The organism is Pantoea sp. NPDC088449, from assembly GCF_044753225.1.
Taxonomy (GTDB): domain Bacteria; phylum Pseudomonadota; class Gammaproteobacteria; order Enterobacterales; family Enterobacteriaceae; genus Pantoea; species Pantoea floridensis.
This window is the reverse complement of sequence record NZ_JBIVMT010000001.1, coordinates 1,296,361-1,317,795: the sequence shown is the minus strand read 5'-3', so window position 1 is coordinate 1,317,795 and position 21,435 is coordinate 1,296,361. Positions and strand designations below refer to the sequence as shown.

The 21,435-nt window shown below is 51.4% G+C and carries 16 protein-coding genes, 1 pseudogene and 1 other annotated feature; of the genes and pseudogenes, 9 read left to right on the top strand and 8 right to left on the bottom strand.

Annotated features, from left to right (window positions below; translation table 11 throughout):
* Window positions 1-39: 39 nt before the first annotated feature.
* From trpCF to ACIP6T_RS06215, 3 genes and pseudogenes are all read right to left on the bottom strand, one after another.
* Complete coding sequence (gene trpCF / locus ACIP6T_RS06225; protein ID WP_400457082.1) at window positions 40-1,401, bottom strand: bifunctional indole-3-glycerol-phosphate synthase TrpC/phosphoribosylanthranilate isomerase TrpF; 1,362 nt, start codon at window positions 1,399-1,401, stop codon at window positions 40-42.
* Between the two features lie 7 nt (window positions 1,402-1,408).
* A pseudogene (gene trpD / locus ACIP6T_RS06220) lies at window positions 1,409-3,002 on the bottom strand (bifunctional anthranilate synthase glutamate amidotransferase component TrpG/anthranilate phosphoribosyltransferase TrpD).
* Entirely contained in the window at window positions 3,002-4,564 is a 1,563-nt protein-coding gene (locus ACIP6T_RS06215) for an anthranilate synthase component 1 (protein WP_097097199.1), read from the bottom strand. The pseudogene trpD and the gene ACIP6T_RS06215 overlap by 1 nt, the downstream one beginning before the upstream one ends.
* Window positions 4,565-4,587: 23 nt before the next feature.
* Window positions 4,588-4,692: a sequence feature (Trp leader region), on the bottom strand.
* Window positions 4,693-4,846: 154 nt separating this feature from the next.
* On the opposite strand from ACIP6T_RS06215, the gene ACIP6T_RS06210 reads away from it, so the two are divergent.
* Together ACIP6T_RS06210 and ACIP6T_RS06205 are read left to right on the top strand one after the other, a co-directional pair.
* A complete protein-coding gene (locus tag ACIP6T_RS06210; protein WP_400455984.1) occupies window positions 4,847-5,731 on the top strand; it encodes a PHP domain-containing protein in 885 nt (294 codons plus the stop codon).
* Between the two features lie 12 nt (window positions 5,732-5,743).
* Entirely contained in the window at window positions 5,744-6,364 is a 621-nt protein-coding gene (locus ACIP6T_RS06205) for an L-threonylcarbamoyladenylate synthase (RefSeq protein WP_097097201.1), read from the top strand.
* Here ACIP6T_RS06205 and ACIP6T_RS06200 read toward each other — a convergent pair whose 3' ends face one another.
* Window positions 6,365-7,021, bottom strand: a complete 657-nt coding sequence (locus ACIP6T_RS06200; protein ID WP_345829598.1) for a serine protease — start codon at window positions 7,019-7,021, stop codon at window positions 6,365-6,367.
* An 819-nt stretch (window positions 7,022-7,840) separates the two neighbouring features.
* Here ACIP6T_RS06200 and rluB point away from each other — a divergent pair.
* Window positions 7,841-8,716 carry a 23S rRNA pseudouridine(2605) synthase RluB gene (rluB, locus tag ACIP6T_RS06195; RefSeq protein WP_097097203.1) on the top strand — a complete coding sequence of 292 codons (876 nt, stop codon included), beginning with the start codon at window positions 7,841-7,843 and terminating at the stop codon, window positions 8,714-8,716.
* 37 nt (window positions 8,717-8,753) lie between these two features.
* On the opposite strand, the gene cobO is transcribed toward rluB, so the two are convergent.
* Both cobO and ACIP6T_RS06185 read right to left on the bottom strand, forming a co-directional pair.
* Window positions 8,754-9,341, bottom strand: a complete 588-nt coding sequence (gene cobO / locus ACIP6T_RS06190; RefSeq protein WP_097097204.1) for a cob(I)yrinic acid a,c-diamide adenosyltransferase — start codon at window positions 9,339-9,341, stop codon at window positions 8,754-8,756.
* Window positions 9,338-10,102 (bottom strand): YciK family oxidoreductase, encoded by a 765-nt coding sequence (locus tag ACIP6T_RS06185; protein WP_097097205.1) that lies wholly within the window; start codon window positions 10,100-10,102, stop codon window positions 9,338-9,340. The genes cobO and ACIP6T_RS06185 overlap by 4 nt, the downstream gene beginning before the upstream one ends.
* Before the next feature lie 174 nt (window positions 10,103-10,276).
* Here ACIP6T_RS06185 and sohB point away from each other — a divergent pair, with 174 nt between their 5' ends.
* On the top strand, window positions 10,277-11,323 hold the full coding sequence (sohB, locus tag ACIP6T_RS06180) for a protease SohB (RefSeq protein WP_097097206.1): 1,047 nt from the start codon (window positions 10,277-10,279) through the stop codon (window positions 11,321-11,323).
* Between the two features lie 26 nt (window positions 11,324-11,349).
* Here sohB and ACIP6T_RS06175 read toward each other — a convergent pair whose 3' ends face one another.
* Entirely contained in the window at window positions 11,350-11,598 is a 249-nt protein-coding gene (locus ACIP6T_RS06175; RefSeq protein ID WP_400455980.1) for a DUF2498 family protein, read from the bottom strand.
* A gap of 371 nt (window positions 11,599-11,969) precedes the next feature.
* On the opposite strand from ACIP6T_RS06175, the gene topA reads away from it, so the two are divergent.
* The 4 genes from topA to acnA all read left to right on the top strand — a co-directional run bounded on the left by topA (window position 11,970) and on the right by acnA (window position 19,698).
* Complete coding sequence (topA, locus tag ACIP6T_RS06170) at window positions 11,970-14,567, top strand: type I DNA topoisomerase (protein ID WP_345829606.1); 2,598 nt, start codon at window positions 11,970-11,972, stop codon at window positions 14,565-14,567.
* A gap of 192 nt (window positions 14,568-14,759) precedes the next feature.
* Complete coding sequence (gene cysB, locus ACIP6T_RS06165; RefSeq protein ID WP_400455978.1) at window positions 14,760-15,734, top strand: HTH-type transcriptional regulator CysB; 975 nt, start codon at window positions 14,760-14,762, stop codon at window positions 15,732-15,734.
* A 494-nt stretch (window positions 15,735-16,228) separates the two neighbouring features.
* Window positions 16,229-16,387, top strand: a complete 159-nt coding sequence (locus tag ACIP6T_RS06160; protein ID WP_097097209.1) for a YmiA family putative membrane protein — start codon at window positions 16,229-16,231, stop codon at window positions 16,385-16,387.
* 629 nt (window positions 16,388-17,016) lie between these two features.
* Window positions 17,017-19,698: an aconitate hydratase AcnA gene (acnA, locus tag ACIP6T_RS06155; protein ID WP_400455976.1), complete on the top strand. Its 2,682-nt coding sequence runs from the start codon at window positions 17,017-17,019 to the stop codon at window positions 19,696-19,698.
* Window positions 19,699-19,732: 34 nt separating this feature from the next.
* Here the strand turns inward: acnA and ribA are convergent, their stop codons facing one another.
* On the bottom strand, window positions 19,733-20,326 hold the full coding sequence (gene ribA / locus ACIP6T_RS06150; protein WP_097097212.1) for a GTP cyclohydrolase II: 594 nt from the start codon (window positions 20,324-20,326) through the stop codon (window positions 19,733-19,735).
* Between the two features lie 229 nt (window positions 20,327-20,555).
* Here ribA and pgpB point away from each other — a divergent pair, with 229 nt between their 5' ends.
* Window positions 20,556-21,320 carry a phosphatidylglycerophosphatase B gene (pgpB, locus tag ACIP6T_RS06145; RefSeq protein ID WP_400455973.1) on the top strand — a complete coding sequence of 255 codons (765 nt, stop codon included), beginning with the start codon at window positions 20,556-20,558 and terminating at the stop codon, window positions 21,318-21,320.
* Window positions 21,321-21,435: the final 115 nt, after the last annotated feature.

Sequence of the window (21,435 nt, the reverse complement as noted above, 5' to 3'; positions counted from 1 at the left end):
TCTTCCTTATTCGGCCCGCACGATGGCGGGCAAGCGAAATTAATAGGCGCGCAGCGTGCGGAATACCGCTGCGACTTTACCGGCATCTTTAATGCCCGGGGCAGACTCTACGCCAGAGTTGAAGTCGAGGCCGGCACAGCCGAGCTGAGCGGCTTCGACGCAGTTATCAGCGCTTAAGCCACCGGCCAGCAGTACATTGCCGAGATCCTGACCTTGCAGCAGTGACCAATCGAAACGCTGACCGCTACCGCCCTGGCCGTTATCGAACACGTAGCGATCAACATGTTGCCAATCACGTGCTGGCAAATGCTCCTTGATGCTGAGCGCTTTCCAAATCTGCGTCTCAGCGGGCATGGCGGCACGTAGTTCTGCGACAAATGCTCGGTCTTCATCACCGTGCAGCTGTACGGCTGCAAGCTTCAAGGTTAACGCTGTGGTGACAATGTCACTTATTGCGTTATTACGGAATACGCCTACGTACTTCAATAGAGCAGCAGACTGAACCACTTGCGCTTGTTCAATACTGATTTGACGCGGCGAACCTTCAGCGAAAATCAGTCCACCGTAGATGGCTCCGGCTTCTTGTGCCACTCGTGCATCTTCGGCGCGAGTCAGGCCGCAAACTTTGTTATCGCCGAGTAACACGCGACGCACGCCAGCGGTGAGATTGGCTTCTTCCATCAGCGCGGAACCAATCAGGAAGCCATTCGCGAAATGGCTTAACTCACGCACTTGCGCATAGTTATGAATACCCGATTCGCTAATGACTGTTACACCATGCCCAAGGCGCGGCGCCAGCTGACGCGTGCGGTTGAGGTCGATGGATAAATCACGCAGGTCGCGGTTATTAATCCCAACCACTTTGGCTTCCAGCGCAATTGCGCGCTCCAGCTCTGCTTCATTGCTCACTTCCGTCAGCACGCCCATTTTCAGGCTGTGCGCTACGGCGGCGAGTTGGCGATATTGTTCATCATCCAACACCGAGAGCATCAGCAGAATGGCGTCGGCTTGATAGTGGCGGGCCAGATAGATCTGATAAGGATCGATGATGAAGTCTTTACACAACACCGGTTGCGTAATGGCCGCGCTGACAATAGGCAGGAACGAAAAATCGCCCTGGAAGTATTTTTCATCGGTTAACACCGATACCGCAGAAGCGTAGTGACGATAAACGCCAGCAATAGCCGCAGGATCGAAATCCTCGCGGATCAGCCCTTTAGAAGGCGATGCTTTTTTGCATTCCAGGATGAATACCGTGCGCGAACCACGCAGCGCATCGTAAAAATGACGTGCGGCAGGCTGTAAATCGTTCTGGAACGTGGCGAGCGGCTGCTGTGCCTGGCGCGCCTCAACCCACACGGCTTTGTCTTGTACGATTTTCTCTAAAACAGTGCCCTTAATACTCATCTCATCCTCTCGCTGCCAGAGCGACAACGCGCTCATAAGCCTGTCCGCTGCGAATGGCAGCGATGGCGCGCTGTGCGTTGTCGCGCAAATCTTCATTTCCGAATACTTTCAGTAACATTGCGACGTTCACCGCAACGGCCTGCTCATGGGCCGGCTGGCCTTTACCCTGGAGTAAACGGGTAAGAATGTCACGGTTTTCTTCCGGCGTCCCGCCAGCCAGCGCGTCTTTATCATGGAAGCCAAAACCGAAGTCCTCTGGCGTCAGCTGATAACCGGTAATCTCACCATCGCGCAGCTCAGCCACTTGCGTTGGGCTATGCAGCGCGACTTCATCCATGCCGCCACCGTGTACCACCGCTGCACGCTGATAACCCAATACTTTTAACGTTTGCGCAATCGGCAACACCAGTTCTGGGCTATACACGCCAATCACCGCGAGTGGAGGGCGCGCCGGATTAATCAACGGGCCCAGCACATTGAAGATGGTACGTGTTTTCAGCTGTTGACGTACCGGCATCGCGTGACGGAAACCGCTGTGGTACTGCGGCGCAAACAGGAAGCAGACGTTCAGGTCATCCAGCGCCTTGCGGGCTTTTTCCGCCGGCATGTCGAGATTAATGCCAAATGCCGCCAGTAGATCGGATGAGCCTGATTTACTGGAGACGCTGCGGTTACCATGCTTGGCAACTTTCAAACCGCAGGTAGCCGCCACAAAGGCGCTAGCGGTGGAAATGTTGATGCTGTTGCTGCCATCACCGCCGGTACCGACGATATCGGCAAAGGTGTAATCCGGACGCGGAAACGGTTTGGCATCTTCCAGCAGCGCTGAGGCCGCGCCGGCGATCTCCTCCGGACGTTCACCACGGACTTTCATGGCAACCAGCGCGGCGGCCAACTGCGTTGGTTCCAGCTGGCCAGTAATAATGGCGCTAAATAGCTGATGACTTTCGCCCTGGCTCAGCGTTTCAGACTGATAAAGTTTTTCCAGAATAGTTTGCATCATAATCTCCCTATTACTTCGCCAGCGCCCAGGCCAACGTCTGTTCTAACAAGCGTGCGCCCTGAGTGGTGAGAATGGATTCGGGGTGGAACTGGAAGCCGCATACACGGTCAGCATCGTGGCGCACAGCCATCACCATGCCGTTGTAGCTGGCGTTTACAGTCAACTCCGCAGGCGTATTGCTGCCCACCAGCGAGTGATAACGCGCTACCGGCAGCGGGTTACTCAGGCCGGCAAACATGCCTTCTCCGTCATGGGTAATAGATGAGGCTTTGCCATGCAGTATCTCGCCAGCCTGGCCGACATGGCCGCCGTAAGCTTCGACAATCGCCTGATGGCCGAGGCAGATACCGATAATCGGCAGTCGGCCGCGCAGGGCTTGCAACAGATGCGGCATACAGCCGGCATCCTTTGGCGCGCCGGGACCCGGTGAGAGCATCAGGATCGGATTCTCCATGTGCTGCAGGCGTTCAATCAGCACGTCAGCCGGTACGTTGTTGCGATAAATCACCACGTTGTGGCCGAAGGTGCGCAGCTGATCAACGAGGTTGTAAGTAAAGGAGTCGATATTATCGAGCAGCAGGATATCGGCCATCAGAAAATCTCCTTGCAGTGATGGGCAGTTGCGATGGCACGTAATACCGCACGCGCTTTATTGCGGCTCTCGTCCGCTTCTGCCTGCGGTTGAGAATCCAGTACCACGCCGGCACCGGCTTGCACGGTGGCAACGCCGTCTTCTACCCAGGCCGAACGGATGACAATACACGTATCGAGGTCACCGTTAGCGGTGAAATAACCCACGGCGCCGCCGTAGCTGCCGCGACGGGTGCCTTCTTTTTCAGCAATCAGCTGCATGGCGCGGACTTTCGGCGCACCGCTCAGCGTGCCCATATTCATGCAGGCGCGATAGGCATGCAGCACGTCGAGGTCTTCACGTAGCGTGCCAACCACGCGTGACACCAGATGCATCACAAACGAGTAGCGGTCTACTTTGGTTAAATCAGCAACGTAGCGGCTGCCCGGTACGCAGATGCGTGCCAGATCGTTGCGCGCTAAATCAACCAGCATCAGGTGTTCCGCCATCTCTTTATGGTCGGTGCGCATTTCCAGTTCGATACGGCTATCAAGATCGCGATCCAGCGAGCCATCAGCGTGACGACCGCGCGGGCGCGTACCGGCAATCGGGTAGATCTCAATCTGTCGTGATGTGGCGTCATACTTCAGCGAGCTTTCCGGAGAGGCACCAAACAGCGCGAAGTCCTGATCCTGCATAAAGAACATGTAAGGACTTGGATTGCTGTTTTTCAGCGTGTCGTAAGCGGCGAGTGGTGAAGGGCACGGCAGCGAGAAGCGACGAGAAGGGACCACCTGGAAGATTTCGCCGATACGAATCGCTTCCTGCATCTCACGTACTACGCTGCAATACTCTTCATCGCTTTGGCTGGTGCTTAACGTCATCTGCTCAACGCGTTGCACGGGTAAGGCAGGTGCGGCTTGTGTCATCTGACCGCGTAGTTGCTCAATGCGGCCTTGCAGACGCTGAAACTCGCTGGTGGACGGGCTAAACAAGCTGGCCTGAAGGCGCGCACTGCGCTGTTGGTGGTCGATCACCAGCAGGGTTTCAGCCAGATAGAAGCAGTAATCCGGGCAGCGCTGTTCGTTGCGCAGTTGCGGTAAATCTTCAAAGCCTGCGACTAAATCATAGGCGAAAAGACCTCCTAGCAACATCGCTTCGCGCTCCTCTTCCGGGCTGTTAACCAGCTGGGGGATCAGGCGCAGGGCATCGAACACCGAGAGCGCTTTCAGGCGGGAATCTTCATCCTGTAAACCCTGCGGCTGGGAAAAATGGAGTTCACGACCGTCGGGGCGCACTTCAATACGCACGTCAGAGGGCAGCGCCTCATCCAGCAGTGGCAAGATAGCGCGACCATTTTCAGACAGTGCTTTAATCGTAACGATATTGCCAAGTGCACTGACGCGCAGCGCACTGTCAACAATCAGCAGGCTTTTCAGGTTCTGTTTGCTGTCGATATCCGCGGATTCAAGTAGCAAAGTTGCTGGACGTGCGCCGCATAGCTGATGGAACACTGCGGCCGGATCTTCGCGGTAGGGCGCGGTACCGGTTATCAACTTCAATGTAGGTTTCGCAATTGCCATAATGGATTCTCTGAATTTCGCTCAAAAAAAAGCCCGCTCGGTGGCGGGCTTAGGTATCTGCACAGCGGTTACGCAAGTTGTGCACGACGACGTCGCCCGTTCAAGGGATCATCGTGCCACCAACCATTTAAATGCGTACCCAAAATAGCCATGATTAAATACCCGTTACGTGTGAACTTGTGTACTAGTTAACTGGTTCGGGCGAAAAAAGTCAACACCCTTTTTCAGCCAGGGGTAAAATCGTTATCATGCCTGCCGGTTTACGCTGTTGCTGGAGTTATCTTGTCGGACATTGCTCGCTTTCCCCTTTACGATTTACATAGCCATACGCTGGCTTCTGACGGACTGTTGTCGCCTACCGCACTGGTACAGCGCGCGGTTGAAATGAAAGTTGGCGTGTTAGCGATCACCGATCACGATACCGTTGCGGGCGTCGCGGAGGCGAGGGCTGCGGTGCAGCAGCAGGACCTTCCGATCCGCGTGCTGGCCGGTTTAGAAGCCTCAACATTATGGGAAAATCATGAAATCCATATTGTGGGGCTGAATGTGGATTGCCAGCATCCCGCGCTGACAGAATTCCTTGCGCATCAGTATCAGTGTCGCCTCGACCGTGCACAGCAGATGGCTGAACGGCTTGAGCGTGCACGTATTCCCGATGCGTTAGCCGGCGCTCAGCGTCTGGCGCAAGGCGGTATGATCACGCGCGGTCATTTTGCGCGCTATCTGATGGAGATTGGCAAAGCCGATAATATGGCGCAGGTATTCAAAAATTATCTGGCGCGAGGGAAAACCGGCTACGTGCCTCCGCAATGGTGTACAATTAAACAAGCCATTGATGCTATTCATCATTCTGGCGGCTATGCCGTTTTAGCGCATCCGGGGCGTTACGGCCTTTCCGCAAAATGGCTTAAGCGATTGATTGCGCATTTTGCCGACGTGGGCGGGGACGCGATGGAAGTCGCGCAGTGTCAGCAGGCACCAAACGAGCGTACGCAGTTGGCAACTTATGCGCGTGATAATCAGCTAGCAGGGTCGCAAGGATCAGATTTTCACCAACCTTGTCCGTGGATAGAACTGGGCCGCAAATTATGGCTTCCTGGTGGCGTCGAGCCCATTTGGGAGCGCTTCCCCGATTTGGCACCCAGCATTGCTGTTGCAGACAGGTGATATGAGGTTTCTATGAGTCAATATTTTCACATTCATCCCGACAATCCGCAGCCACGCCTGGTGAATCAGGCCGTCGACTATCTGAATAAAGGCAGCGTGATTGTCTATCCTACCGATTCGGGTTATGCGCTGGGCTGTCGACTGGAAGAGAAGAATGCCATGGAGCGGATATGCCGTATCCGTCAACTGGATGGCAACCATAACTTTACGCTGATGTGTCGCGACTTGTCGGAACTGTCGACATATGCGCAGGTCGATAACTCGGCGTTCCGTATTCTGAAAAATAATACGCCGGGGAATTACACTTTCATTTTGAAGGCGACTAAAGAAGTGCCGCGCCGTTTGATGAATGATAAACGTAAAACTATAGGTTTACGTGTGCCATCAAATCCCGTCGCGCTGGCGTTGCTGGAACGTCTTAACGAGCCAATGATGTCGACCTCGCTGATGTTGCCCGGCAACGATTTTACCGAATCTGATCCTGAAGAGATTCAATACAGCATTGGCAAGCTGGTGGATCTGATCATCGACGGTGGCACGCTGGGACAGCAGCCCACTACGGTTATCGATCTCACCAGCGATGCGCCAGTGGTGGTGCGGGAAGGCGTCGGCGACATCCGTCCCTTCCAGTGATTACACATGGTCAGGCGTGATGCTCTGCGTCTGACCAATATTTGCCTCCAGCCATTTGCTGAAATCGCTATACGGAATATAAAGAGAGACATCTTTTAAGATGACTTTCTTACTGCGTACATTCGCGATTTCATGACTGTAACCCACAATGACGCCGCCAATGGTTTGGTCAGCATTATATACCGCGCCGCCCGACATTCCTTGCACTACGCCAGCATTAGATGCCATCGCCATGCAGGGCTTTTTATTCCATTTGTTAGTGATAGCGGTGCGCGCTAAATTAACGCCGCTTGATTCAACCGGCATGGCGGAAATAAAGCTATAGCCATACATTTTAATGGGTTCGCCAACGGCGCTATTACGGAATTTAGCCAGAGTTTCCGGGCTGTTTTTATGGTAAATAATCGCGACATCGCAATAGGGATGATACGCCTTCACCCGCTGAACGGCGGTTTTCGCGACGTGAGCCGCCGTCAGGCTATATTCTGGCGTTAAAGGAATGGTTGTGCCGAGGATGCCCAAACCCAGCACAGTCGGGATGCCCGTCACGCTCATATCAACGTGCTGCATCGCGGTACGACTGTACTCAGTGTGGCCCACGGAACAACCGCTCAGTGCCAGCGCCGCAAGCGCTGGCCAAAGCAGAGAGGTTTTCATGGCAATAATCTTCATAAAAGCATGTCAGTAAAATCCCTGGTGAAGACTTTCGACATGCGAATTAAATTCATTCCGTAAATGAATAAACGCATCAAATCCCGCGTGCGCCCGTTTGTTTATATATCAGTGAAATTACACAGTGACCGTTAATGGGTTGTTAACTGAAAGAATGTAAGTTGTAATATTAAAATGGTTATAATTACGACACACTGGATTTCAGGCTCAAATTTTACACAGTTTTCTCATCATAACAATTCATCAAATTTAATCTGAATCAAAAAATACAAAAATACAGACTTAATCCAACCTGTAGTACCAATTAACTATTAATTTAAATTTATTGGATTTTAAAGGCTCACTTAAGGTTGTTGATTAGATTTTTATGCTGTTTTATCGTTTTTACTTAGATTTAATGTTGGTGCTAGCCTTTTCATGTGGCGCGCTCTGCTGCCTGAGGAGTGATGAAAAGGGTTAATGTATCACGTCGCTTAAGTGGGTTTGATTTTCTTAAGAGCAGGCGATGTTCTAACTGATAATATTTCAGTCACTTGGCATTGAATGTGTGTTCAGCAACCGGGATGATCTATCAGTGGGATCAATGTTTAATTTCTTCGCCCCTATTTGGCGATGTTTATCTGGCCCTCTGTTATCGGCAGCAAAGGAAAAGGTGTTAACAAAACTTGCGTTAGTGTAAAATCGCGGGCCGTCTGAGATTGCGGAAGCGATGCGCAGCGGTAACAGATTCTGATATGGGAATTGGTAATCCCTGTATCGTACCTCTTCTTACCACGACGCCTGGGAAGGCGACAACGAGGCTCCATGAGCGAAAAATTACAGAAAGTATTAGCGCGCGCCGGTCACGGTTCGCGTCGCGAAATCGAAACCATGATTTCAGCCGGACGCGTCAGCGTTGACGGCAAACTGGCGACGCTTGGCGATCGTATTGAAAGTGATAAGTCCCTGAAAATCCGTATTGATGGTCATCTGGTTTCAATCGCTGAATCAGCAACCGAAGTGTGCCGCGTGCTGGCGTACTACAAGCCGGAAGGTGAACTCTGTACGCGTAACGATCCCGAAGGGCGTCCAACGGTCTTTGATCGTCTGCCGCGTCTGCGTGGTTCGCGCTGGATTGCCGTTGGCCGTCTGGATGTGAATACCTGCGGCTTGATGCTGTTCACTACTGATGGTGAACTGGCTAACCGTCTGATGCACCCAAGCCGTGAAGTTGAGCGCGAATATGCCGTTCGCGTGTTTGGCGAAGTGGATGACGATAAAATTCGTCAGCTGAGCAAAGGCGTGCAGCTTGAGGACGGTCCGGCATCATTCAAAACCATTAAGTTTGCCGGTGGTGAAGGTATCAACCAGTGGTACAACGTAACGCTGACCGAAGGACGTAACCGTGAAGTGCGTCGTCTCTGGGAAGCCGTTGGTGTGCAGGTGAGTCGTCTGATGCGCGTACGTTACGGTGATATTCAACTGCCCAAAGGGTTGCCTCGCGGCGGCTGGATGGAGTTAGAGTTACCGGCGGTAAACTATCTGCGTACCTTAGTCAGCATGCCGGAAGAGACGGTGACCAAAGTGGCGGTGGAAAAAGATCGTCGTCGCACTAAAGCCAACCAAATCCGTCGCGCGGTAAAACGTCACGGCGTGGTCAGCAATACTCCGCGTCGTAATAATACAAAACGCGGTTCCTGATACGAAAAGTGACGCCGCATGGTGTGGCGTCACTGATTTACCAGTCTATGCCTTGCTGTGCTTGAATGCCGGCATCAAATGCATGTTTAACCGGACGCATTTCCGTCACGGTATCCGCCATATCCAACAGCGTGCGATGGCAGCCGCGGCCCGTAATAATTACGCTTTGCTGCGATGGTCGTTGTTGTAGCGCCTGAATTAACTCATCCAGCTCCAGATAATCCATGCTTACCATGTAGGTGATTTCATCGAGGATCACCAGATCCAGGCTCTCATCCGCTAACAGTCGGCGTGCCTGCTGCCACACCACCTGACAGGCGGCAGTATCGGTATCGCGGTTTTGTGTCTCCCAGGTAAATCCGGTGGACATGACCTGAAACTCAACGCCGTGCTGTTCCAGCAAATTGCGCTCGCCGTTTGGCCATGCGCCTTTGATGAACTGCACGGCGGCGACCTTTTTGCCGTGACCGCAGGCACGCAGCGCAGTGCCAAATGCAGCGGTGGTTTTACCTTTGCCGTTACCGGTGAATACCATCAAGATGCCGCGCGTTTCGGTGGCGGCGGAAATACGTGCATCTACCTGTTCTTTCAGGCGCTGCTGTCGCTGCTGGTGGCGATCGCTCATGCGGTAGCGGGCCCCGCTTTACGTCCAGGCTGCGCATCAAAGCTGATGCCCGTTTTACGGCGGCTGTCATCGCCCATTAAATAGAGATAGAGCGGCATCAAGTCGGCGGGTGTTTTGAGCAAATTCGCATCCTCTTCCGGGAATGCGCTGGCGCGCATTTTGGTGCGTGTACCGCCAGGATTGATGCAGTTTACGCGCAGATGACGATTTTTATACTCATCAGCCAGCACCTGCATCATACCTTCAGTAGCAAACTTTGATACCGCATAAGCGCCCCAGCCAGCACGTCCGGTCCGGCCGACACTGGATGTGGTAAATACCAGCGAGCCAGCATCTGATTTCAATAGCAGCGGCAGCAAGGCCTGGGTTAAATAGAAGGTGGCATCAAGGTTAATCTGCATGACATTGCGCCAGATGGTGGGATCAAGTTCTTCCAGCGGCACGATTTCGCCGAGGATGCCGGCATTATGCAGCACGCCATCAAGACGAGGCACCAGGGCAGCGATCTGCAGCGCTAATTGCTGGCAACTTTCCGGCGTGGCGTCGGCGAGATCCAGTAACAATGACGCGGCAGGCTGCTTATTCAGTTGGTTGATAGTGTGTTCCGTGCGCTGCAGCGTCTCCGCATTGCGCCCTAACAGAATGACGCGCGCGCCATAGCGCGCATAGGTAAGGGCGGCTTCACGGCCAATGCCGTCTGAAGCACCGGTGACAAGAATGATACGATTTTCCAACAGGTCGCTTTTCGGTTGATAATGCACAGCGATGTCCTTTATAGGGGATCAGCAGGTTTTTGGCTTTATGCCTTAAATCGCCGTCAGGTGCAATCGATCTGCCTCGCATTCTGTGCCGCCTGGCGGCATTTCAGGCGACGGCAAGGTGTAAAGCGGGTAAACTTGAGCCCGTTGTAATTTACTGTTTAATAAGGCGGCAGAATGGATTTTTTCTCCAGTTACGGATTATTTCTGGCTAAAGCCGTCACCGTGGTGGTGGCGATTGCAGCTATTGTTTTGATTGTGCTCAATGCCGCGCTGCGTAAACGTCATAGCGGCGGTCAACTGCGCCTGACGCATCTCGACGACGATTATCGCGAGATGAAGGAAGATCTTCAGCTCGCTAAAATGAAGCCACAGGCGCAAAAAGTATGGCTGAAGCAGCATAAGAAAGAAGAGAAGCACAAAGCCAAAACCGAAAAGCGCAATGCCAAAGCAGGCATCAGCGAAGCGGCAAAACCTACGCTTTATGTACTTGAGTTTAAAGGCAGCATGGATGCCAGCGAAGTGACCTCGTTGCGTGAAGAAATTTCTGCCGTGCTGGCAGTGGCAACGCCGGGCGATGAAGTTCTGCTACGGTTGGAAAGCCCCGGCGGCGTGGTGCACGGCTACGGTTTGGCTGCTTCCCAGCTTCAACGCCTGCGCGATGCGGGACTGCAGCTTACCGCTGTGGTAGATAAAGTGGCCGCGAGCGGGGGGTATATGATGGCTTGCGTTGCAGATCGTATCGTTGCGGCGCCTTTCTCTATTATTGGCTCCATTGGCGTGGTTGCGCAGATACCTAACTTCAATCGTCTGCTGAAACGCAACGATATTGATGTCGAATTACACACCGCCGGCCAGTATAAGCGCACTCTGACGCTATTTGGTGAGAACACTGATGAAGGGCGTGAGAAGTTCCAGGAAGATCTCAACGAAACCCATCAGCTGTTCAAAGATTTTGTACAGCAGATGCGCCCATCACTTGATCTGAACAAAGTGGCGACGGGAGAACATTGGTATGGCCGTCAGGCGCTGGATTTAGGGCTGATTGACGAAATTGGCACCAGCGATGCGCTGATCATTAATCATATGGAGCGCTTCACCGTGCTGGGCGTGCATTATGCCCGTAAGCGTAAAATGATGGATCGCTTTACCAACAGCGCCAGTTTGGCCGTTGAACGGTTGATTCTGAAAATGTGGCAGCGCGGCGACAAGCCACTCTTGTAATCAAGCCCGGCAAATGCCGGGCTTTTTTATGCCAGACGATAGTGAGCGGAGAGCTCAACGGCGAGGTGTTTAAACACATTAAACACCTTGGTGGTTTTGGCGGTGGGCAAGCCTTCATCATCAAGAAAATAGGGGCCGCGAAACACCAATACGTCACCCTGTTGAATCACATCATTCGCTTCTAATCCGATAAAATAATCGTCGTGCTCTTTGGTTAACTGATTCGCTATTTCCAGTAACGCCTGGCGTGAAATAGATTCCATTGGTCCTGACATTTTCCACTCCTTTTTTTGACAGCCAATTTTCTCCTTCTATATTACTTGCGAGTCATCGCGTTCAGCAAATCAGCATTGCGTTATAAAACTGGCGCAAAATTAAGCAGAATGCTAATTAAGTTGCGTAACGGATTTTATCAGGTAGAGTGTGGGCGATTCAGCTTTCAGGGAGATCACACCCGGATGTGTGATACTGTCAGATGGAAAACTCGCTCCTAATCATAAAGTTGCAGAAGTCGACGCAATCTGGCCTGAGATTATCCCTGCTGCCTTGAAATGAGAAATGTTGGCAGCAATATTGAACCCATTGGGTTTTGGGACCTCCAATTCTCTCCCGTTTATCAGGACGTTTCATTTAGGTAAAGGTACATATGGGTAAAGCACTCGTAATCGTTGAGTCCCCGGCAAAGGCCAAAACAATCAATAAATACCTCGGTAATGACTACGTGGTGAAATCCAGCGTCGGTCATATCCGTGATTTGCCGACCAGCGGTTCAACTGCCCGTAAAAGTGCCGACGGGGAAAAGGCGAAAACTGGCAAAAAGGTTAAGAAGGATGAGAAAGCCGCATTAGTCAACCGTATGGGTGTTGATCCCTGGCATGGCTGGGAAGCGGATTATCAAATTCTGCCTGGCAAAGAGAAAGTGGTTGCTGAGCTGAAAAACCTTGCTGCTGATGCCGACCACATCTATCTCGCAACCGACCTTGACCGCGAAGGGGAAGCCATTGCCTGGCACCTGCGGGAAGTGATTGGTGGCGATGACAAGCGTTTCAGCCGCGTGGTGTTTAACGAAATCACCAAGAATGCAATTCGTCAGGCGTTTGAGAAGCCGGGCGAGCTTAATATCGAACGTGTTAATGCCCAGCAGGCTCGCCGTTTCATGGACCGCGTCGTCGGTTACATGGTGTCGCCGCTATTGTGGAAAAAAATAGCCCGCGGTTTGTCAGCCGGCCGCGTACAGTCTGTAGCTGTTCGTCTGGTGGTGGAACGCGAGCACGAGATCAAAGCCTTCGTGCCGGAAGAGTATTGGGAGATCAATGCTGATTTTGCCACGCCGAAAGGTGCCGATCTGGCGATGCAGGTTACGCATCAAAATGATAAGGCGTTCCGCCCGGTCAATCGTGAGCAAACTCACGCTGCGGTCGCTATTCTGCAGAAAGCGCGTTATGAAGTGCTGGATCGTGAAGATAAACCGACCAGCAGCAAACCCTCTGCACCTTTCATTACCTCTACGTTGCAACAGGCAGCCAGCACGCGTCTTGGCTTCGGTGTGAAGAAGACCATGATGATGGCACAGCGTCTGTATGAAGCCGGCCACATTACTTATATGCGTACCGACTCCACCAACCTGAGCCAGGATGCGGTGGCGATGGCGCGTGGCTACGTTGAAAGCAGCTTTGGTAAGAAATATCTGCCAGAAGCGCCGAACACCTATGCCAGCAAAGAGAACTCGCAGGAAGCGCATGAAGCGATTCGTCCTTCAGATGTGAATGTCGTGGCAGAACAGCTGAAAGATATGGAAGCTGACGCACAAAAACTGTATCAGCTGATATGGCGTCAGTTTGTTGCCTGCCAGATGGTACCGGCGCAGTACGATTCCACCACGCTGACCGTGGGCGCGGCTGAATTCAAATTGAAAGCCAAAGGGCGCACGCTGCGTTTTGATGGCTGGACGCGCGTGATGCCTGCGCTGCGCAAGAATGATGAAGATCTGACGCTGCCACCGGTTGATGTCGGCGACACGCTGGATTTGAAAGAGCTGATGCCAAGCCAGCACTTTACCAAGCCGCCGGCGCGCTTCAGCGAAGCTTCGCTAGTGCGCGAGCTTGAAAAGCGCGGAATTGGCCGTCCATCGACTTATGCATCAATTATTTCGACCATCCAGGATCGCGGTTACGTTCGCGTAGAGAACCGCCGCTTCTATGCTGAAAAAATGGGTGAGATTGTCACCGATCGTCTGGAAGCGAACTTCCGCGAGTTGATGAACTATGACTTCACCGCGCGCATGGAAAACAGCCTCGATCAGGTTGCCAATAATGAAGCCGAGTGGAAAGCCGTGCTCGACTCTTTCTTCAGTGATTTCAGCCAGCAGTTAGACCATGCTGAAAAAGATCCGGAAGAGGGCGGCATGCAGCCGAACCAGATGGTATTAACGTCGATTGATTGCCCGACGTGCAGCCGTCCTATGGGGATCCGCACTGCCAGCACCGGTGTTTTCCTGGGTTGTTCTGGCTATGCTTTGCCGCCTAAAGAACGCTGTAAGCAGACCATAAACCTGATTCCGGAAAATGAAGTTCTCAACGTGCTGGAAGGCGATGATGCCGAAACCAACGCGCTGCGCGCACGTCGCCGCTGCCAGAAGTGTGGTACGGCGATGGATAGCTACCTGATCGATAATCAGCGTAAACTGCACGTCTGCGGTAACAACCCAGAGTGTGATGGCTACGAAATCGAGCAGGGCGAGTTCCGTATCAAGGGCTATGACGGTCCTGTTGTTGAGTGTGAGAAATGTGGTTCTGAAATGCACCTGAAAATGGGGCGTTTTGGCAAGTACATGGCTTGTACCAATGATGATTGTAAAAATACCCGCAAAATTTTGCGCAACGGTGATGTCGCCCCGCCAAAAGAAGATCCGGTGCCGCTGCCAGAGTTGCCGTGTGAAAAGTCAGATGCTTATTTTGTATTGCGTGATGGCGCAGCTGGCGTGTTCCTTGCTGCCAATACCTTCCCTAAATCGCGTGAAACACGTGCGCCTTTAGTGGAAGAGCTGCAACGCTTTGCCGATCGTCTCCCTGAAAAGCTGAAATATCTGTCGGAAGCGCCCGCCGCCGATCCGGAAGGTAATAAGACGATGGTACGTTTTAGTCGCAAAACAAAGCAGCAATACGTTTCATCAGAAAAAGACGGCAAAGCTACAGGCTGGTCAATGTTCTATATTGACGGCAAGTGGCAGGAAGCTAAGAAGTAATCCTCCAAGGCCAGCGTCAGCTGGCCTTTCTCTTATCCTTATAGCTAATCGTTCTACATTCTTCCCTTAACTGATATAGTAGTTATAGAACTCTTTTCGTTTCGCTGACTCGCTTTCCCTCCCTCTGCTGTCATCAAGGCGGAAACACGCCTGCAGGGAATGCACCTCTGTCGCTACCAGGAAGATATAACTATGAAATTGCAGCAGTTGCGTTACATCGTCGAAGTGGTCAATCACAATCTCAATGTCTCATCGACCGCCGAAGGCTTATACACTTCGCAACCCGGCATCAGCAAGCAGGTACGCATGCTGGAAGATGAGCTCGGCGTGCAGATTTTTGCTCGCAGTGGTAAACATCTGACTCAGGTCACGCCAGCGGGTGAAGAGATTATTCGTATTGCGCGTGAAGTGTTATCGAAGGTGGATGCGATTAAATCTGTCGCCGGTGAACATACCTGGCCAGATAAGGGATCGCTCTATGTCGCGACGACGCACACACAAGCACGCTATGCGCTTCCTGGCGTGATTAAGGGTTTCATTGAACGCTATCCACGCGTCTCGCTGCATATGCACCAAGGCTCGCCGACACAAATTGCTGAAGCGGTTTCCAAGGGGAATGCGGATTTTGCTATTGCCACTGAAGCACTGCATCTGTATGACGATTTGATTATGCTGCCTTGCTATCACTGGAATCGCGCCATCGTTGTGACGCCCGATCATCCGCTTGCGGGCAAATCAAATGTGACGATTGAAGAGTTGGCAGATTTTCCTTTAGTCACTTACACCTTCGGTTTTACCGGGCGTTCAGAGCTGGACACTGCATTCAACCGAGCAGGATTGACGCCACGCATCGTATTTACCGCTACCGATGCGGATGTGATTAAGACCTACGTGCGTTTAGGCTTAGGTGTAGGGGTTATCGCCAGCATGGCAGTAGACCCCATTGCCGATCCGGATTTGGTGCGTATAGAAGCTTCAGAGATCTTTACCAATAGCACGACTAAAATTGGCTTCAGACGCAGCACTTTCCTGCGTAGCTATATGTATGATTTTATTCAACGTTTTGCACCTCATCTTACGCGTGATGTGGTGGATGCTGCGGTAGCACTGCGTTCTAACGACGATATTGAAGCGATGTTCCGCGATATCAAATTACCTTTCAAATAATTACCTAACTCATTATTTTGCCAAGGTGTCCAGTGGGCACCTTCGGAATCCCATAGCGCTTAGCGCCACGAGTAGATCAAAAAAATTCCATTATTTTTATGTAAATGAAACATGGGTCACATGTTTTTCTATTGTTAGTTATTAAATGCGAATCAGTACACAATTTTTACCTTGCTACTTTGCAGCACGCCAGGAATATTCCCATACTCCAGTTAAGAGTTGATGGAGAAGGGCTTTTTTACTGGGTTAGCGAATTAAACTCAAATTTAAAGTGGATCTAATTTGGTGCTAACTCAAATTTACAATGTAACTATTTAATTAATAGTTATCGTGGCAATTAAATTTATTTCATCAATTTTTTGTGTTTTGATAAATAGCGTTAATCGTTGTGCTCAATAAAAATAACTGGATTTTCGGTCTTAACAAGTTTAGGATTCGTCCTAAATCTTAATCGTTGTCATCAATCGTTTTATTGAGAGTGATTATCAAAAACTATGAACACGAGAATAACTGTACAGCCGGATTTCCGGACTAAAAGCACCAAAGTTGAGCGTTCTGGTAACACTCGTCGCAAGGCTTGGTTGACTGTCTTCGCTGCTTCAGCACTGTTCTGGGTAGTGGTGGCATTAATGATTTGGCGTATGTGGGGTTAAGCCATGTGGGCAAATACTCTTAGTCGTAAACACCCGGTTGCTGCGCGTCAGTCGCAAACGCCAGCATGTAAAGCGAAAGACGTTGTTTCGAAAGAACCGCAAGTCACCATTCCTGCATCGTGGGAACTGAGTGAGAATCAACGTAATTTTATCGAATCATTCATGGATCCGAAGTCCAAATAACGCAGTGTGCATTCCGCTCTTAATAGCGCTATTTAGTCCCTCATTTTGCCGGATTATCCGGTGGGCAAGTTAAAAGCCCGTCCTTTAACACTCAGCATTAAAAAAACGGTGTCATCAGTACAACGCTGACGACGGTGGACTTTTTTTGCCCGGAATCCGGGAGGGAGTGAATCATGAACCTCAATACAACAACCTTATCCTGGTTTAGCGTATATACCTTTTCGTTTGCTTTTTGGGCAGCAGCCTTTTGGGCAATGATGTAATCCCTAACGCAAATTAAAAATGAATTACTTGAAATGCCCTGACAAATGTCGGGGCATTTTTTATTACGTTAAAATGTGTCAATTCGTGTTGTTATCAAAACGTTAACGAAAATGTGGTCTATCTTTAAGCTAAACCTTGCAGTCACTGAGGTTTAAAAAGAGATCTACTTACATGGAGGCGCTATGTCGTTAACGTTACGCGAGCACAGTCAGGACACGCTGAATGTTCGGGCAAAAAAATATCACTATTACAGCCTGCCGAAAGCAGCTCAGCAATTGGGCAACATCGATCGCTTGCCCAAGTCAATGAAAGTCCTGCTTGAAAACCTGTTGCGCTGGCAAGATGGAGATTCGGTAACGGCCGAAGATATTGAGGCACTGGTAGCATGGCAAAAAGATGCGCATGCCGATCGTGAGATTGCTTATCGGCCAGCCCGTGTTCTAATGCAAGACTTCACCGGCGTTCCCGCCGTGGTGGATTTAGCCGCTATGCGTGAGGCGGTAAAACGTCTTGGCGGTGATGTCGCCAAAGTGAATCCGCTCTCGCCCGTTGATTTGGTGATTGACCACTCCGTTACCGTCGACCATTTCGGCGATAACAAAGCCTTCGACGAAAACGTACGTTTAGAAATGGAACGCAACCATGAACGCTATGTTTTCCTGCGTTGGGGCCAGAAAGCCTTTAACCGCTTTCGCGTTGTACCACCGGGCACCGGCATTTGTCATCAGGTGAACCTGGAGTATCTCGGCAAATCTGTGTGGCATGAAACGCAAAATGGGCAAGAGGTTGCTTACCCCGATACGCTGGTTGGGACCGATTCGCACACAACGATGATCAATGCGCTGGGCGTATTGGGTTGGGGGGTGGGTGGCATCGAGGCCGAAGCGGCGATGCTGGGCCAACCGGTCTCTATGCTCATTCCTGATGTGGTCGGTTTTAAACTCACCGGCAAATTGCGTCCCGGTATTACCGCGACCGATCTGGTGCTAACCGTCACTCAAATGCTACGTAAGCATGGCGTAGTCGGTAAATTCGTTGAGTTTTACGGCGATGGCTTAGCAGATCTGCCGCTTGCTGACCGCGCCACTATAGCCAACATGGCGCCCGAATATGGCGCGACCTGTGGCTTCTTCCCCGTTGATGAAGTGACGCTTAGTTACATGACGCTCACCGGTCGTGACCAGGAGCAGGTAGAGTTGGTTGAAGCCTATGCTAAACAGCAGGGAATGTGGCGTAACGCTGGGGACGAGCCTGTGTTTACCAGTTCCTTAGCGCTGGATATGGGCGAAGTCGAATCCAGTCTGGCTGGACCAAAACGTCCACAGGATCGTGTATCGCTTGGTGATGTTCCTGATGCTTTTGCTGCCAGTAATGAACTTGAAATCAATCAGGCGCAAAAGCCACATAAAACCGTGAGCTATCGCGACAGTGAAACCGGTAAAAGTTATCAGTTAGATGATGGCGCCGTGGTGATTTCTGCTATTACGTCCTGTACGAATACTTCTAACCCAAGCGTGTTGATGGCTGCGGGGTTGCTAGCGAAGAATGCAGTTGAGCGCGGACTGATGCGTAAACCCTGGGTTAAAGCTTCGCTGGCGCCTGGTTCGAAGGTGGTTTCTGATTATCTGGACGTCGCGCAATTAACGCCTTACCTGAACGATCTGGGCTTCAATCTGGTCGGCTATGGTTGTACCACCTGTATCGGTAACTCAGGCCCATTGCCTGATGCTATAGAAAGCGCCATCAAAGAGGGTGATCTTACGGTTGCTGCAGTGCTCTCTGGTAACCGTAATTTTGAAGGTCGTATTCATCCCTTGATTAAAACCAACTGGCTGGCATCACCGCCGCTGGTGGTGGCGTATGCATTAGCGGGCAATATGAAGCTCAACCTGCAATCCGATCCGCTTGGAAAAGATCGGCAGGGCAATGATGTATTCCTGAAAGATATCTGGCCGTCGCCTGAAGAAATTGCAGCGGCGGTGCAAAAAGTGACCAGCGATATGTTCCACAAGGAGTACGCTGAGGTCTTTAACGGCACGCCTGAATGGCAACAGATCAAGGTCAGCGAAGCGGCAACCTATGATTGGGACGGCGATTCCACCTATATTCGTTTATCACCCTTCTTTGATGATATGGAGAAAACGCCGCAGCCAGTACAAGATATCAAGGGCGCACGCATTCTGGCGATGCTCGGTGACTCCGTAACAACTGACCACATTTCGCCTGCGGGCAGCATCAAAGCGGAAAGTCCTGCCGGACGCTATTTACTCTCGCACGGCGTTGAACGCACCGATTTCAACTCATACGGCTCGCGTCGTGGTAACCACGAAGTGATGATGCGCGGTACATTCGCCAATATCCGCATACGCAATGAGATGGTGCCGGGGGTGGAGGGAGGTTACACCAAACACTTCCCCAGTAACGAGCAGCTAGCGATTTATGACGCGGCGATGAAGTATCAGCAGGAAGGCGTACCGTTAGCGGTGATTGCCGGCAAGGAGTATGGCTCAGGTTCCAGCCGTGACTGGGCTGCAAAGGGCCCACGCTTGCAAGGCGTGCGCGTGGTTATTTCCGAATCGTTCGAACGTATTCACCGTTCCAATTTGATTGGCATGGGCATTTTACCGCTGGAGTTTCCCGCAGGTGTCACTCGCAAAACGTTAGGATTAACCGGTGAAGAGTACATTGATGTAGCGAATCTGGCGCAACTAAAGCCAGGTGGAACCGTGACGGTAACGCTGACACGCGTGGATGGGACTAAAGAGACGCTGGAAACGCGCTGCCGAATCGATACCGGCAATGAGCTAACCTACTACCAGAACGATGGCATTTTGCACTATGTGATACGCAACATGCTCAACTAAAAAAAAGCCGGGATTTCCCGGCTTTTTTATCTGCTCAAGACTTCGGTAGCAGATGACCCATCTTTTCGGCTTTGGTATCAAGATAGTGGGCATTTTTTGGATTACGCCCCACAACCAGCGGTACACGCTCAACGATGTTAATACCGGCTTCACTCAGTATTTCAACCTTACGTGGGTTATTCGTTAGCAAGCGCACTTCATTGACGCCCAACAGTTTGAACATATCTGCACACAAGGTGAAATCGCGCTCATCCGCGGCGAAACCGAGTTGATGATTCGCTTCAACCGTATCGTAGCCCTTATCCTGTAAGGCATAAGCACGAATCTTATTCAACAAACCAATGTTGCGGCCTTCCTGGCGATGGTACATCAAGATACCGCGCCCCTCTTCAGCGATAGCCGTTAACGCGGCCTCCAGCTGAAAGCCGCAGTCGCAGCGTAAGCTGAACAGGGCATCGCCGGTCAGGCATTCGGAATGGACGCGTGCCAGTACCGGATTGTGATCGCTAATATCTCCATAAACCAGCGCGACATGGTCGTGCCCGGTTGCTAGTTCTTCAAAACCAACCATAAGGAAATCTCCCCATGGCGTGGGCAGTTTGGCTTCTGCTACCCGTTTAAGCTGCATGTGACTCTCCAGAACCTTCAGAGGATGCGCTATCATCATGATAACGCACGGGCCCAGGTGGCCCGATGAAACTTACGCTATTGTGCCACAACCCGAACTCTCGCCGTTAATCGGTCAGAGTGATTGTAGTGATAAAGCACAATTATCCAAGCCGCAATGGGTATGTTATTCTTTTTTCAGCTAAAGTTATGCATGCCGCGCGTGTTGCAGCAGATCTTAAAGGAAGCGAATGTTAAACATCATCAAGCGGACCACCTTCGGGGCGTTTTTATTATTGCTGATGCCCGTGGGCGTGTGGATATCGGGTTGGCAATGGCAGCCAGGAGAAAGCAGTAAGATACTGCGCCTGTTGTTTTGGATGACGGAAACCGTAACCAGCCCATGGGGGATTCTCACCAGCATTATTCTCAGTGCCTGGATGCTGTGGTGCTTACGTTTCCGTCTCAAACCCGCGATTTTGCTTATTCTAATAATGAATGGGGCAATTCTTGCCGGCCAGTACACTAAAACCTCCATTAAAGAGCATGTCCAGGAACCTCGACCCTATGTGATTTGGCTGGAAAAAAGCCATGGCATTAGCGGCGATGAGTTCTATCAGCTGCATCGTACCGAGCGCAGTGAGATGGTTTCCACCTTATTGGCCAATGATACGCAGCTGCCTCAATGGTTAAAAAATCATTGGGCCTTTGAAACCGGCTATGCATTTCCTTCCGGGCATACCATGTTTGCAGCCAGCTGGGCGTTATTGGCGATCGGCCTGTTATGGCCACGCAGGCATATTAAGACGGTCGCAGTGTTGTTTATTTGGGCAACAATGGTGATGGGAAGCCGCCTATTACTGGGTATGCACTGGCCGCGTGATGTAGTTATGGCAACAATCATTTCCTGGGTACTGGTGACGCTAGCAACCCTGTTGGCCCAGCGTTTTTGCGGCCCTCTAACGGTTCCCCCCGCAGAGCAGAAGGAGATTGCGCAGCGCGATGATGGATTGTAATTACGCTATTTATCCCCATATGATTGATTGCGCTTGCAGAAAAATGCGCTAACTGATGCGGGGATAAGCAGCATCAATGGCGCTTTTTTGGCATACTTCTCTTGGATAACCTCTC